Annotated in this window: 16 protein-coding genes; 13 read left to right on the plus strand and 3 right to left on the minus strand. The window is 38.2% G+C overall.

The window, feature by feature from the left end; all coding sequences use genetic code 11:
• Positions 1-25 precede the first annotated feature (25 nt).
• Positions 26-2,311, plus strand: a complete 2,286-nt coding sequence (locus tag LG273_RS18795) for an MMPL family transporter (RefSeq protein WP_404456717.1) — start codon at positions 26-28, stop codon at positions 2,309-2,311.
• Positions 2,312-2,474: 163 nt separating this feature from the next.
• Complete coding sequence (locus LG273_RS18800) at positions 2,475-3,038, plus strand: hypothetical protein (RefSeq protein ID WP_404456720.1); 564 nt, start codon at positions 2,475-2,477, stop codon at positions 3,036-3,038.
• Between the two features lie 59 nt (positions 3,039-3,097).
• On the opposite strand, the gene LG273_RS18805 is transcribed toward LG273_RS18800, so the two are convergent.
• Positions 3,098-4,516: an NAD(P)H-binding protein gene (locus LG273_RS18805; protein WP_404456723.1), complete on the minus strand. Its 1,419-nt coding sequence runs from the start codon at positions 4,514-4,516 to the stop codon at positions 3,098-3,100.
• 116 nt (positions 4,517-4,632) lie between these two features.
• The gene (locus tag LG273_RS18810) at positions 4,633-4,773 is read right to left on the minus strand and encodes a hypothetical protein (RefSeq protein ID WP_379560044.1); all 141 of its coding nucleotides are present in this window, start codon (positions 4,771-4,773) and stop codon (positions 4,633-4,635) included.
• Positions 4,774-5,497: 724 nt separating this feature from the next.
• On the opposite strand from LG273_RS18810, the gene LG273_RS18815 reads away from it, so the two are divergent.
• Positions 5,498-6,037 (plus strand): PadR family transcriptional regulator, encoded by a 540-nt coding sequence (locus tag LG273_RS18815; protein WP_404456726.1) that lies wholly within the window; start codon positions 5,498-5,500, stop codon positions 6,035-6,037.
• 14 nt (positions 6,038-6,051) lie between these two features.
• Complete coding sequence (locus LG273_RS18820) at positions 6,052-6,534, plus strand: DUF4188 domain-containing protein (protein WP_404456729.1); 483 nt, start codon at positions 6,052-6,054, stop codon at positions 6,532-6,534.
• An 844-nt stretch (positions 6,535-7,378) separates the two neighbouring features.
• Here LG273_RS18820 and LG273_RS18825 read toward each other — a convergent pair.
• The gene (locus LG273_RS18825) at positions 7,379-8,299 is read right to left on the minus strand and encodes a retropepsin-like aspartic protease (RefSeq protein ID WP_404456732.1); all 921 of its coding nucleotides are present in this window, start codon (positions 8,297-8,299) and stop codon (positions 7,379-7,381) included.
• Between the two features lie 130 nt (positions 8,300-8,429).
• On the opposite strand from LG273_RS18825, the gene LG273_RS18830 reads away from it, so the two are divergent.
• The 9 genes from LG273_RS18830 (at position 8,430) to LG273_RS18870 (ending at position 15,326) form a co-directional block, all read left to right on the plus strand.
• A complete protein-coding gene (locus LG273_RS18830; RefSeq protein WP_404456735.1) occupies positions 8,430-9,305 on the plus strand; it encodes a hypothetical protein in 876 nt (291 codons plus the stop codon).
• A 7-nt stretch (positions 9,306-9,312) separates the two neighbouring features.
• A complete protein-coding gene (locus LG273_RS18835) occupies positions 9,313-10,212 on the plus strand; it encodes an ABC transporter ATP-binding protein (protein WP_404456737.1) in 900 nt (299 codons plus the stop codon).
• Positions 10,213-10,229: 17 nt separating this feature from the next.
• Positions 10,230-11,000, plus strand: a complete 771-nt coding sequence (locus tag LG273_RS18840) for an ABC transporter permease (RefSeq protein ID WP_404456740.1) — start codon at positions 10,230-10,232, stop codon at positions 10,998-11,000.
• A 159-nt stretch (positions 11,001-11,159) separates the two neighbouring features.
• Positions 11,160-11,594, plus strand: coding sequence for a DUF4188 domain-containing protein (locus LG273_RS18845; protein ID WP_404456743.1), 435 nt, complete (start codon positions 11,160-11,162; stop codon positions 11,592-11,594).
• Between the two features lie 169 nt (positions 11,595-11,763).
• On the plus strand, positions 11,764-12,147 hold the full coding sequence (locus LG273_RS18850; protein WP_404456746.1) for a GntR family transcriptional regulator: 384 nt from the start codon (positions 11,764-11,766) through the stop codon (positions 12,145-12,147).
• Positions 12,137-13,006 (plus strand): ATP-binding cassette domain-containing protein, encoded by an 870-nt coding sequence (locus LG273_RS18855; RefSeq protein ID WP_404456749.1) that lies wholly within the window; start codon positions 12,137-12,139, stop codon positions 13,004-13,006. The genes LG273_RS18850 and LG273_RS18855 overlap by 11 nt, the downstream gene beginning before the upstream one ends.
• A complete protein-coding gene (locus LG273_RS18860; protein ID WP_404456751.1) occupies positions 13,003-13,773 on the plus strand; it encodes a hypothetical protein in 771 nt (256 codons plus the stop codon). The genes LG273_RS18855 and LG273_RS18860 overlap by 4 nt, the downstream gene beginning before the upstream one ends.
• 64 nt (positions 13,774-13,837) lie before the next feature.
• Positions 13,838-14,710, plus strand: coding sequence for an ABC transporter ATP-binding protein (locus LG273_RS18865; protein ID WP_404456753.1), 873 nt, complete (start codon positions 13,838-13,840; stop codon positions 14,708-14,710).
• Complete coding sequence (locus tag LG273_RS18870) at positions 14,688-15,326, plus strand: ABC-2 transporter permease (protein ID WP_404456756.1); 639 nt, start codon at positions 14,688-14,690, stop codon at positions 15,324-15,326. Before LG273_RS18865 ends, LG273_RS18870 begins: the two co-directional genes overlap by 23 nt.
• The last annotated feature ends 9 nt before the right edge of the window (positions 15,327-15,335 follow it).

Consider the following 15,335-nt stretch of genomic DNA (forward strand, 5'->3'; position numbering starts at 1 on the left):
TTAAATAAGTAGGAGTTTAGAGAGAATGTCGAAGTTATTTTACAGAATTGGGAAGACAGCATATAACAAACCGTGGGCATTTATTGCCAGCTGGGTACTTATTTTAGGAATTATTATCACGGCAATTGTAACGAATGGCGTGAGCATGACCAGTGAGACAAGAATTGATGGAACAGAAGCACAGGAGGTTCTTGACCAGCTAGCAGAGGATTTCCCAGTTGCGTCAGGTGGACAGGGTAGCTTTATTTTTGAAGCCCCTAAAGGAGAACAGGTTGACGGGCAAGCGAATGCAGCGTCACTTGCAAGCGTGATTAACAGTATTTATGAGTTAGATTTCGTCGTCAATCCTGTTGAGCTAGTAGGGGAAAATGGCGGGATGGCAAAGTTACAGGAGCTGCAAAGTCAGCTTGGACAAATGCAACAACAAAGCGAAACCTCTTATAGACCATTCGTCGTTAACGAGACACCTATACCAGGGGTGAAGATCTCAGAAGATGGAAATATCGCGCTTTTCTCATTCCAAATGACAGAAAAAGCCGAGAATCTATCTGCTGATCAATTAGATGAATTGAAAAATCTAGCAAGTACCGTGGAAGAGGATACATCACTTAACGCCCTCTCAACTGGTACCCTGCAAGGTACAGATATTCCAATTGGTGGCACGCATGAAATTATTGGTCTGATCGTTGCTGGGATTGTCTTAGTTGTTACACTAGGATCACTTATTGCAGCAGGATTGCCATTAATCGTTGCCCTTGTAGGTGTTGGAGTTGGAGTCGGTGGAACCTTCGCCATGTCCAACTTGTTTGAGATTAATAGTCTTACACCAGTCCTCGCATTAATGGTTGGATTGGCAGTAGGAATTGACTATGCATTATTCATTGTGAACAGACAGAGAAAAATGATTTTTGAAGAAAACCTGCCAGCGAGAGAAGCTGCTGCACGTGCAGTAGGAACAGCTGGAAGTGCCGTATTCTTTGCAGGATTAACGGTAATCATCGCACTTTGTGGACTATTAGTAATCGGCATTTCTTTCTTAAGCGGGATGGCACTTGTTGCTTCGATGACAGTATTCATCGACGTGCTTGTAGCACTTACATTGTTACCAGCAATTTTAGGCCTGGTTGGAGAAAGAATTGTATCTAAAAAAGCAAGGAAGAAACACAATACAAAAGACAAGGACAAGCCTACCTTTGCGAATAAATGGATCAATGGCATTATTAAGCTTAGATGGCCTGTCGTAGCGCTCATCATCGTCATCTTAGGGACGCTAACGATTCCGGTTTCTGATATGAACTTAGGGATGCCTTCTGGTGCCAGTGCAAATAAGGAGACCCCACAAAGACAAAGCTATGATATTATTTCCGAAAGCTTTGGAGAGGGCTATAATAGTACCTTGTTACTTGTAGCAGAAGATAAGGATGGCAATGCAATTGATATCCAAGAGTACCTTCAATTGCTATCTAATATTAACGAGCTTGATCGTACAGTAGAAGTTTCACCAGGTGGGTTTAATGATGACGGAACAATAGGGATTGTGAGCATCACCCCAACTGCTGGTCCTACAGATGAAGAAACACATGATTTAGTAGAGTATTTGCGAACAAATGACGCTGTAGTCGAGAATACGAACCTTGAGATCGGGGTAAGTGGCCTAACTGCGATAAACATTGATATTTCCGATAACCTAGCTGACGTATTCCCAATTTACATTGGAATTATCGTCTTGCTGTCACTTCTTATCTTGCTGATCGTTTTCAGATCCGTAATCGTACCAATTAAAGCGACAGTTGGTTTCTTATTAAGTATTATGGCCACGTTCGGTGTAACGACAGCTGTGTTCCAGTGGAACTGGTTCGGCTCCTTAGTTGGAATTGATACGGGCGGACCGCTATTAAGCTTTATCCCAATTATGGTGACAGGTATCTTGTATGGCCTGGCGATGGATTATCAAGTGTTCCTTGTCTCCTCGATGCGTGAAGCGTATATACACGGTCAAAAAGGTGATAAAGCAGTTGTAAACGGCTATACCATAGCAAGTAGAGTTGTCGTTGCAGCAGCATTAATCATGGTATCTGTGTTCTCAGGATTTATTTTCACAGATGACATTATGATTAAACAAATCGGTTTCGCACTTGCATTTGGTATTTTAATCGATGCATTCTTAATCCGAATGGTCTTCGTACCAGCTGTTATGTCTATCTTCGGTGATAAAGTTTGGTGGCTGCCAAAATGGTTGGATAAAATCTTGCCGAACTTAGACATTGAAGGGGAAAAATTGACGCAAGAGCTTGAGAAGGAAAATAGATAAGTAACATGGAAAACGGAGGCTGTCCTTAGGGATGAGCCTCCGTTTTTTATTACCTTGATAAAATACCAGCCTCAGGAAGTCTTTTGAATTTATCCTTTTTACTTCTCCTTATAGAAAGTATAATTAAATTGCACGTACTTACCTAAAAAGTGGGAGGGATTAAATGAAAAGCCCTATTAAAAACAAAAAGGTTTACTGGAGTGCTTTAATTTCTTTGTTTTTAAGTGCAGCCCTCTTATTTTTAATGTTTTATCTTAGAAGAGAAGGAATCTATGTCCAATTTGGGACGCCTCCCCCCTTAATCGGTTATACACTCATAGAGAATGTATTCATTTTCATTGCTTTTCTATCCATTTGTTTTTTGATAAAGGGCCGTGAAATAAAGTCCTTTCTTATAGCGGTCAGCTTTTTTGTTATAGTAATTAACTCTTTGGATCATCTTCTTATAAAACCATTCTGGGAGACAAAATACACGACGCTTATTTCTCCTGATAACACAGCTAACTATGTAGTCGCAGAAAATGGATATGGTCGTCTTTATAAATTGTCGGAGTCTGGATTATATATGACCTTTATTGCTTCCACATCTACAGATGATGGCTACCAACCATTTACTAATGATAATTATGAAATAGATTGGAGATCCTCCAAGCATTTTGTTATACATTATGCCTTTGATAGGATGTCTGAAGAATATAGTAGAGAAATAATCGTTGATTTAGAGTAGAAAAAGCACACAAATTGGCTATCTCATTAGATGAGCCATTTGTGTGCTTTTTTCTTTCACTACACTGATACCAGCCTCTTCCCCATCTGCCCCTCATCCAGCTTCTTCATATGCTGTCGGAAGCAAGCCATGATAAGCAGATGCGCATTTGCCTGGGTGTATTTATAGATGAACCATGGCATTGATGGCAGATAGTCATGGATGGCGATAATCGCCTCGTTTGATTCAGGAATCTTTCTAAATTCCATGCGTCCTCTCTCATTGCGCTGAGAATCAGAGAAGAAGCCGCCGGTAATATAATAGAGTGCCCTGTCTTCGGTACTCCGATCAGGCGCATAGGAAAGCTCAAGCATTGGCTTTTTATTGCCAATCCAGCCGATCTGACAGTTAAGATCCTCATCAACGGTTGTACGCACCCATGGATTAAGGAATCTTTCCAGCCATTGTACATAATACTTTGCCACTTCATCGGCACGATAACCTTCTGGTAGTGTAATGCGCTGGACAGAGCGTACATCACGCTTCAATGGCCCGATTTCTGGTTTCTTCACTAGCTTCTCTTTTTCTTCTTCTTCTTCCCTTAGTGAGTAGGCTGCAGCTTCCTTGAACGAAATGGTTCCATGGCTAATTCCCTCTTCCTGCTGTTTTGCAGTCAGTGGATGCTTTAGGCTTGCAAGCAGTGGATAAACCGTTTCCTTCGGTGTTTGCGTAATAAGTCGTAGCCATAGCCTGGATAAATATAAGGAAAAGAAAGGAACGTTGTACATCCACCGTTTTTTCCCCATTACTTCAGCGGTTTGCTCCATCATTTGGCGGTATGTCATGACTTCTGGTCCGCCAAGGTCATAAGAGTCATTCACTGATTTTTCGTCTGTAACAGTCTTATCTAGAGAGCTCAGCACATCCGGAAGCGCAATTGGCTGTGTCTTGGTTCTCGTCCATTTTGGTAGAATCATAACCGGCAGACGCTTCACCAGCTTCGCTAAAATTGGGAAGGATGAACCTTTTGGCCCAACGATCAGCCCTGCACGCAGAGCGGTAACAGGTGTGCCGTATGCACGGAGGATGCGTTCTACCTCCAGCCTGCTTTTTAGGTGCGCAGATAGCTTTTCCGTTCCTTTTGGGACAATACCACCAAGGTAAATGATCTTTTTGACACCTTGCTTTTTCGCTGCCTGGGCGAAGTTATCAGCAAGGATCACGTCCATGTCGGCAAAATGGCCTTGTGTAAGCTTGGCTGATGGCATCATAGAGTGCACAAGATATACCGCAATGTCCGCTCCTTCCAGCCCCTTTTCTGCGTCCTTTAGGGAAAATAGGTCACAGGAACGCCATGTGATATCTTCTGTATCCTCCCGTTTGTCGCCATTTCGGGAAAGGCCAATAAATGTAGCACGTCCTTGCAGCTTCTTAAGCAGGTTTTGGCCAATATAGCCACTCGCTCCAGCTACTGCAATGACGGGTTTTGTTTCTGTCATAGTAGCTCCACATCCTTTTTATTGCTTATAGTAGGTTGTACCCTCTTTAGGGTGGCTGTAACCAGGGCTTTATGTAGGCAGGACATGGGTCTTTTTTTATGTCTTTTTCTATTTATTTAATTAAAATAATTATATAGAATACTACCAATAATAATCGCTAAAATTAATAAAATCATAGGACCCGGCTTCCCGAAAAATGCTCTGTCGAACGTGTCCCGTTGGCCTCCTCTTTCTTGATCATTTCGATTACTGGACATGGAATGCCTCCTAAAAAAAGAGTTATAAAAGAGGTATTTTTCCTTTTCCATCTAGTTCATTAATAACCACTACCACTGACTTGATAAAAATATAAGAATTGGTAATATTACTAGAGTTATTGCATTACTATTTAGGTAGATTATAATAAAGAGGTAACGACGATAATTCAAGGTAAAGTGGATCGGCGACACCCATCTTAAACGTACTTTTTTAGTATGGGGGGTGTTGCCTATGTCAACTTACGAAGCATTGGTGATTGCAATCTCTTTTGCAATGTTAATGATAGTAATAGTGACAGATAAGAACCAAAAAAAATAATCCACCCTTGAACTAAGCGGAACAAGATGGATTATCCGTAATCTAATTGTTGCCGATCCCTTTATTTATGGGAATCGTGTTACACTGTTGTCAAGTGTTCCAGCACTTGGCGACTTATTTTTATTATACCACTATTTTAATCAATTATACCTATTATGTCTACACTTCCTACGATTTTCAAACACCTTATGTAGCGAGGTCACTTTCTCTTTCCCTTAAATCTTTCTTCATTCCACTTATTATCCAAAGTAATAAAACAGATATTTCTATAAACCTACCTTACTAAGTTCCTGATCTCAATAACAATTATTTTTTTGTAAACTTTTCTAAATACACTTTTATTTCTAAAGTTTTTCGTTTACTATATATCTAAATGATATATAGCATATAGATAGGGTGGACGTCATGAAAACATACAATAATTCGACCTATGCAATTCTCGGGATCCTTACAACAGGTTGCAAATCAGGGTATGATATCAAGCAGCTTATGGATCGAAGCCTTACCCACTTCTGGAAAATCAGCTACGGGCAAATCTATCCGACACTAAAACAACTCACTACTGATGGATTAGTTAGCGTGATAACTACCTCCCAGGATGGAAAGCCAGACAGAAAGGAATACGACCTCACTAACAAAGGATCGGAACTGTTGGAAAACTGGCTCAAACGACCAATTGAGCAGCCTCCAGCGGAAAGAAATGAAGTATTATTGAAGCTATTTTTTGGAAGACATCGTTCCACCAAACAAACCATCTCCCAGCTTCAAGACTATAAACAAAAGCTGGAAGAACGTCTTCAAACTTACATTACTATCGAGCAATCAATTCGCGCACACCACGAAAAGGATCTTGATGCACAGTATTGGTTATTTACACTGGATTATGGAAAGCGCGTTACTGTTGCAGCAATTGATTGGTGCCAGGCGACGATAGAAGCAATTTAAAGGAGGGGTTTTAGTTGGGCAAACATATTTTTAGCGGAAGTTTTACGACAGAAAACGAAGAGGACCTTGTTGTATTTATTATTGGAATGCGGGTTAACAAGCGACTGGCCATTCAAAAATGGCTTCCTGTTTTTACCGCCATGCCACCAATGATACGAGAGCTTTACACCAACCAAAAGGAGCTTGGCTTTTTATCGATGGAGAGCTTTTTTGGAATTCGTACTACGGTTATGATCCAATACTGGCGGTCAACCGAAGACCTGCTAGCCTATGCAAAAGGGAGCAATCACTTAAAAGCTTGGAAGAACTTCAACAAAAAAGTAGGTGACAATCCCGCTGTCGGCATCTACCATGAAACCTTCGTAGTGAAGCAAGGGAACTATGAATCTTTTTATGGAAACATGCCACAGTATGGGTTGGCAAAGGCCATGCCCCATATCCCGATTAGCCCTCACCATAGATCTGCTCAGAAGCGTCTAACTCCACAAGCAAAATAAACCTTTTTCTTATCGCCACACGTAACCTATTCGGACACGTGTGGCTTTCTCATGCCTACGCCCATTTTCCACATTCCATATTGACTCACTAGCGTTGCATAAAAAGCTTTTTTAAAGTCAACTAATGTAGTTTAGGTATCTTACCTTTTGAACTGAATTTTCCGTCAAAATCATTTTCCCTAAATTTAAAAAAGATAACGAGACTTTAAAGATGGTCATAGGAAGTATTCCTACAGTCTTATGGGGTGTTTTTTCAACTACCATTATATAAGATTTAGGAGAGGTACTTCCTTTATTTGCGTTTCATGCCTCTTGTCACACAAGGGGTAAAAATTATGAAATTTATTAAAATGTTAAAAACAATGGTTGTTTTTAATAAGAATTAGAAAACATACTAAGACAAGAATTCTTTTAACATATGAAAACCCGAACTATCATGCAAATCCGTTAATAAAGATTTGCCTAGTTCGGGTTTTCTCATTTTAGCGTAGGCAGAACATGAAGTCCAACGGGAACAGCACGAGTTCGAAGACCCCGCAGTCGTGCCTTTTTTCACGAGGAGACTGAGGCCGTGGAAAGCGGAGTGTTCTGCCGAAGCGGGGCTAAAACTTATCATTTGTATTTAAGCATAGATAATTTAGTTGTCCCCGCCTCTTTTAAGTATGATAGCCAAAAATAATTATAAGCCTATGTTACCAAGAGATTGTAATACGTGGATTAGAGGAAAGCTCCACATTGGACTCTTCTACAACTTCTACAAGTTTTGCATCTTTTTTCATTTACTTCACCCCCCTTTTCAAAATATAACAGAATATTACCATTTATATTAAAATTTGTAAATACTTTATTTTGAATTTACGAAAAATTTATTTTTACTATTATAAAAGACTACTTCTTTTCCTTTACATATCTCTGTACCAACCATTAAATCTATTTTCGTATTTGGTACAAACTCTGTACTTGATATCGATAGTTTTTTAAAGTTTTGTGTTATATTTGGTAATTTGAGCTCGTATTCCGTCAGAATCCCTTTTTTATCCACGTTAATACCATTTACACCAATAGAGTATGTTTTTCTTTCTGTTAAAAGTGGATTTCCAACTAAGATAGAGGACTTTTCGGATATCCATGTTTTGTTTGCACCCAAATCAATTCCTACAATCCTTGTTTTATTAGAATTAAAAATAATTGGAATCATTGAGGAAAACAAGTGACTGCTTGGTATTTTTTGAAACTTTTTTGCCATCTCTTCATCAAAAATTGTAAAGCTATTTTCTGCTTCTTGAATCGAAAAATCTATTTTACTTAATAAATCCCAGCCCAATATTCCATCAATCCGTAACATGTTAAACAGCATATTATTTTCCTCTTTGATAAATAGAAGGACATTTTTGGCTTGGTTTGTTCCAAACTTAAAATCATCAACGACCACAGCCTTTAATAAGTTCGTTACTTTTCCAAACCCATTCAATTTTAATCTTTTATCTAACTGTAATTCCTGAAGGATTACATTTTTTTTCATCTTGATCAAGGAAATTTGAGACGCAGTATCTACCAGAAACCTGTGTTTTACGTTATTAATCTTAATTATCATTATGTAAAGATTCCAAAAATTCTTCTTGAGGTCGATTTTTTCCGGTCTAATATTGCTTAGATCGACGCTTTCCAAGCCCATCATTTGGTATATTTTTTTATGCAAGTCAACTTCATAGACACTTTTTTTATCCTGTGGAGTTAAAATTTGTTTTATAGGACTATTTGTCACGTACTATTTCCCCCCCTTTTTTATACATTATTAGATAATATCATCCAAAAATCAACCAATTTGACACAATTCTAATAAATTTATACAATTTAAATATAACTATTTTTCAAAATATTATTGGAGGTGTGTTATGGAGAAAGAAAAAGTTCAATCTTATTTAAGGTTATCTACACCTACTTTTAAAAAGTATACAGACATCCTAATGTCAGAAAATGAAAGGTTTGCGAGTAGCCGTTTTGGACATTTTTATAAAGATGGTGAACATTTCTTAGGCCTGAGTATGTATTCTTACTACCCATTATTTTTTAGAGAAGTTATTCAGTTGGAAGAAACATACTTAGAAAAACTACTTAAATTTTCTCACTTTCATTTTCTGAGCCTTTTTTTGTTAGATCAGATTTACGACTCTAACAAGATTCGTAACTCATATGAAATGATTGTATTGGTTCGTTTGTATCAGGAAGCAGCGTATTCTATGAAAGACTTAATTGGTAAGCATGAAGACATAATGAACTTAATAGAAGTTAATCAAATACATAATGATGTAAGCATGCTAAACGAAAAATATGTTCTTAATTATAACCAGACTTATAAGGAGTCTATTATCAAGGAGTACTGTATGAACAAATACATTTATGCGAAATCCGCTCTTCAGGTGTATAGTTTATTTGATCATACTGTAAAAGAAGATACCCTTGATAAATTAAATCTTTCGCATGATTTCTTTGCTATCGGCAGACAGTATCTAGATGATTTACTGGATTATGAAGAAGACTTTAATGAGGGCGGATTTAATATATATTCCTACCATTTTTATCAAAAGCATCCAACTGAATCTCTATTAGAAGAGGATGATGAAGTTGTTGCTTATATGATTAGTGAAGCAGAAAAATATTTAAAAAATGCAGTTGTCACACTTGACGACTTACCAGTAACAGGCTGGAAAAGATATCTGGAGTCTTACGCTAAGCGTATATCTAGTTATAAAGTTAAACAGATAGGATGAAGATAAAATGGAGCAGATTATAAAGTTTAACCATGTCACAAAAAAATATAAAAACATTACAGCAATAAATGACTTGAGCTTTAGTATAGATTCAAATGATATTGTTGGTTTACTTGGGCCTAATGGTGCTGGTAAAACTACTATCATTAAATTAATAGCGACTTTAACTTATCCAACCAATGGTGAAATTTACATAAATGGAAAAGTTAATAAGAAAAAGAACCCAATTATCTCCTGTATTATGGAAGGGAATAGAAATCTTTATTGGAAACTAACAGTTAAAGAAAATATTGAATTTCTCTTGACATTAAAAGGAACTGACTACAAAACTAAAAGAGAAAAGATTGAAGAATTATTACAAGAATTTCAGTTAATCTCTAAGGTAAATGAGTTAGTTCAAAACCTCTCTAGAGGTATGCAACAGAAATTATCTATTCTAATAGCTCTACTTGAGGATTCCCAAATTATTCTTCTAGACGAGCCGACATTAGGATTGGATGTTTCCACTTTAAGGGATTTAGAAGTTTTACTTCCAAAAATACCCAGCGAAATGAATAAATCCTTGCTCATCACCTCCCACGACATGAGATTTGTGGAGAAGGTTTGTAATAAAATCATGGTGATTCAGAAGGGGAAATTAATCACCGAGAAGGACACGGATGAATTTAAGAATATAATTGATACAAAATCAGGAACGATTAAGGTGAAAAATTTAGGTGGACTCGATAAGGAACTAAATGAACATAAAATTTCTTACGGATATGAGAAAGAGACAATTAATATTTCCTTCGACAGTCTTTCCCAATTTATGGATGTATTGAATTTATGCAAGGATCAAGGAGAAATAATAGAATTTAATTATGGGCAACTTGAATTTGAAGACTTGTTTTTAGAAATGATTAAATAACAGGGGATGGTTCAACGATGTTAATGTTGTTAAAAGCATACATAAAGAAAGAAGCTATTATAGCTAAAAGGTATTTGGCTAATACAATTGGCGGGGGAATAACTATTTTTCTCGTATTTCTACTTATATTTTATGGATATTCTGGCGTGGTTGGCTTTAATTTGGGTGATGACTCAAAGGAAAGCCTCATTCTTAGTTTTACTATCTGGATTTTAGCCTTATCTATATATCAAAACATTACAGATTCAATTGAAGAAGAAACCCGAATTGGTACAATCGAACAACTCTACTTATCACGATACTCTTTTCTCTCAGTAATCACATTTAAATCGTTTGCTATGCTTCTGATTGATTTAATTCAAATTATTTTATTATTACTACTAATGATGTTGGTAACCCAAACGTTTCTTGATTTCCAAAATCTCTTTTCCATTCTATTTCTAACTATATTTATATCTTTAAATTTTTGGGGACTAGGATACGCTTTAGCTGGAGGAGTATTGCTTTACAAAAAGATGGGTACCTATTTACAAATATTTCAATTTATACTTCTTGGTTTGATGTTCATCCCTGCTGAAGCCAATCCTTTATTTAAACTCATACCGCCTGTATGGGGATTGAACCTTTTACAGGATGTTATGGTAAATAAATCAAGTATAGTGGCATTCTCTTTAAGTGACTATCTTTACTTAATCATTCCTGGCCTAATCTCACTGCTTTTAGGTGTAATCATTTTCAAGCGCTCATTGTCTAAAGCAACTGAAAAGTCTATCTTAGGGTTTCATTAGGCATCTTATTTTTATAAGCACTCAAAAGGAGATATTAGTCACTATAGACTTATATGGTTTTATTATCACCTTGTATGGCCTTACCGGGGGATCTACAAGTAAAACAAAATCAACCAATTTGCATGAGTTATTTATAGTAACACCTATTCTTATATAGTAATGGCTGTTGATGTAAATAACCAGAAAAGGATTACAAATCCTTTATTGTACCCACCGTTTCTCTTTATTTTTACCGCCATGCCACCATTGATACGAGAGCTTTACACCAATCAAAAGGAGCTTGGCTTTTTATCGATGGAGAGCTTTTTTGGACTTCGTACTACGGTTATGATCCAATACTGGCGGTCCACCGAAGACTTACTTGCCTATGCGAAAGGGAGCAATCACTTAAAAGCTTGGAAGAACTTCAACAAAAAAGTAGGGGACAATCCCGCTGTCGGCATCTACCATGAAACCTTCGTAGTGAAGCAAGGGAACTACGAATCTGTTTATGGAAACATGCCGCAGTATGGGCTGGGAAAGGCTATGCCCCATATTCCAATTAGCCCTCACCGTAGATCTGCTCAAAAACGCCTAAACCCACAAGTTAAATAAGCTTTCTCTTATCGCCACACGTAACCTATTAGGCCACGTGTGGCTTTTTCATGCCTACGCCCATTTTTCACACTCCATATTGACTTAAAAATTTTTACCTGTTATGGTTATATACATAACTATATAACCATATTAGTATATAACAAGTAAAAGGGTTGTGGTAGATAACATGAGAGGTGCATTTACGCAAGATAAGCCGATATATGTCCAGGTACGTGAAAGACTGGAAGACCAGATTTTAAATAACCAGCTTAAAGAAGAGGAACAGGCACCTTCCACAAATCAGTTGGTTGATTTTTATAAGATTAACCATGCCACCGTGTCAAAAGGGATTAACCCGCTGGTGGAGGAAGGGATCCTTTATAAGAAGAGAGGGATTGGGATGTTCGTTGCCGTCGGGGCAAAGGAAAAACTGAAGGAAAAGCGTAAGCAATCCTTTATGGAAGACTATGTAGTTAAACTCGTTCAGGAAGCTGACAAACTGGAAATTGAGGAAAATGAGATCATTCAGTTGATTAAAAAAGTAAAAGGCAGGGATCAACATGGCCATTAAAGCGAAAAACGTAAGCTTACACTATCGGAACCATATTGCGCTTCATGATGTGAGTTTTGACTTAACGGAAAAGAAGATTTATGGGTTACTCGGCAGAAATGGCGCTGGAAAAACAAGTCTATTATCCATCCTTGCATCCTTTACGGAACAATCCAGCGGTTCGCTTACCATTAACGGGGAAGCTCCATTTGAAAATACGGAGATTATGCAGCAGATTGCCTTTTTATATGATAAAGATTATTCGGGTGAAACCGATAAAGTGATGGCAGTATTAAAAGACATAGAGCATTATCGGCCCCATTTTGATATGGTTTATGCCGAAGAACTTGTTGGGAGATTCAAGCTTCCAACAGACAAACCTGTCAAAAATTTCTCCAAAGGCATGCAGTCTGCTCTGAATGTCATTATTGGACTCGCGGGAAGAACACCTATCACCATCTTTGATGAGGTTTACCTCGGCATGGATGCCCCATCACGGGAAATCTTTTATAAAGAAGTATTGGCGGATCAACAGGAGCATCCAAGGGTGATGATTCTCTCGACACATCTTGTTTCCGAAATGGATTACCTCTTTGATGACGTACTGTTATTAAATAAAGGACGGTTATTGCTTCACGAAGAATACGATACGCTTCTTGCAAAAGGTGCATCTATCACAGGAAGCGCTGATATCGTCGATGATTTCACAAAAAACATGGACACAATTCATGAAACCAAATTAGGTGGTACGAAATCGGTGATGGTATACGGGGCCTTACGTGAAGAGGAAAAGCAGGCGGCACTTGCTAAAGGGTTGGAAATCTCCCCACTTTCACTTCATGAACTATTTGTCCATTTAACCGAGGAGGAAACCGAATGAAAAACAACAGCTATCTAAAAGTAATGAAGGATATGTTCATTGTGCAAATGGCCTGGTCTTTTGGTGTGATGGGCGTCATGCTAGTCATAGGTCTTGTGAGGTTGTTCCTCTATTTCCAGGAAAATGGCCAGGATAATTTCTATAATTCCTTTTTTATCGTAGCATCCTTTTTCGTATTTATTATCGGAATTATCGCCACACAATTTCTCCCTCATTATGTTGGGAATGGCGTAACAAGAAAGGATTACTTTAAAGGCGCATCCCTTGCCCTGATAGGTTTGGCGGTTACGCTCCCATTTATTGTATGGGGAATTTCAGCTTTAACAGAATTTGTGGTGGAGAATCTAACGAGTTTTTCATTTCGAGAGCCAAATATGGACTTTTTTGCAGACGAAGATAACATAATCGGAGATATTATACAGTTTCTCATTATTACACCATTTGTAGATATTGAGAGTAATTGGGTATTATCCATCTTGAGCTATAGCTTAAAGATTTTAGTATATTATTTGGCTGGTTGGTTTATTAGCGCAGCATTTTACCGATTTTCTGTGATTGCCGGCTTAGGGGTTATTGCCATTTCGATTGTTCTTTTGACAGTGGAAAATGTCCTGCTTCGATCCGTGCTAAACCTGCATGTTCCTAATCGCTATGCGTTCCTTGCTGAATTACCGGAAGCTACATCCTTTGCTCTCATCGTCATTATCGTACTTGGCCTGTTTTATTTTATCCGTCTGATGACGAGACGTGTTTCGATTAAGATGTAAAAATTTGTAGTGGGAGCTTAACTGCTTTTGGTTATGCTCTCCTCTCTACTACAAAGGGGAGATTATGTTGGAAAATATCTTGGAAGTTAACGGATTACATAAAGCCTATGCAAATTCTGATTTTGGCTTAAAGGATGTTTCTTTTTCTATTCCCTCAGGCTCTATTGTCGGGTTTATTGGGGAAAATGGAGCTGGGAAGACGACGACAATGGAAACAATATTGGGCTTACTTAGGAAAGATAGTGGACAGATAAAGCTATTTGGTGAAGAAGTCGACAGCTTAGATGACGCGAAGAAAGAACAGATTGGTGTCGTGTTTGATCATATGAATTTCTCAAAAGACCTTGTTGTTGGAAAACTTTCCAACGTCCTGTCTAACATTTACCAGCAGTGGGAGGAAGCAACATTCTTTCATTATGTGCACCATTTCTCTTTACCAAAGAAGAAGAAAATTAAGGACTTTTCCCGTGGCATGACGATGAAGCTGGCTTTGGCGGTCGCATTTTCCCACGATTCCAAGCTTCTTATATTAGACGAGGCCACAGCAGGATTAGACCCTGTAGCAAGGGATGAGATGCTGGACGTATTTTTGGATTTTGTTAAAGACAGAGAGCATTCCATCCTCTTATCCTCCCACATCACGACAGACATTGAAAAAATCGCCGACTACCTTGTATTTATTAAGAAGGGCAGGATCCTTCTACGCGTCAGTAAAAAAGATTTATTGGAAAACTATGCTATTGTGCAGGGCAAATCGAGTGAGATTGCGAAGCTTCATAACGTGATCGCACATCGAGACATGGGTGATGTTACCGAGGCGCTTGTTGCGGATAAAGCTAGTCTTCCTATAGAACTACATCAAACGGACTTTTCAATTGATGCTATTACCATGCTTTTAATGAAAGGGGAAAACCATGAGAGGGCTATTGTTAAATAATTTCTATTCGATGGAGAAGGGGATTAGACAGTCATTTATCATTTCCATCGCAGCTGTTGCATTGCTTTTACTAGCGCAAAACCCCCTCGGTCTTCGGGCAGCTACGTTTTTACCATTTTTATTAATTCCTATCAATGCATTAGAGGTATTAAAGCATGATCGCTTGTCTGGATGGGATAAATTCGAGGTAACCTTACCTGTCAGCAGGGAGAAGATCATTCGAAGCAAGTACTTAACGTTTTTGATTTTACTGGTAGCGAGTGCTGCATTACTGGTGGTCTTATTTACGGTGGCAGATTTCGCGATCGCTCCATCCTTGGATGCTACATTCGTAAATTTCACCTTACGTGGCATAGGGATTGTACTATGTATTGCAGCAGCTACCTTCTTCCTGACCTACATGCTAGGAGCGGAAAAATCCGATACCATCACCCTTATGAGCGGGGGGTTTGGAATCGCGGTCTTCTTCTTGGTTTCCTCTGTGCTCCCACGTCTAATTGGAACAGGAGCAGGGTATGATCGCATTTTTTCCATTAGCCTTGTACTGATTGCAGCAATCCTATTTGTGATTTCCTATATTTTGTCCGTAGTTTTATACAAACGAAAAGAGTTTTAAAGTGAGGGA

The organism is Oceanobacillus kapialis (genome assembly GCF_044790185.1).
GTDB classification, from domain to species: domain Bacteria; phylum Bacillota; class Bacilli; order Bacillales; family Amphibacillaceae; genus Oceanobacillus_B; species Oceanobacillus_B kapialis.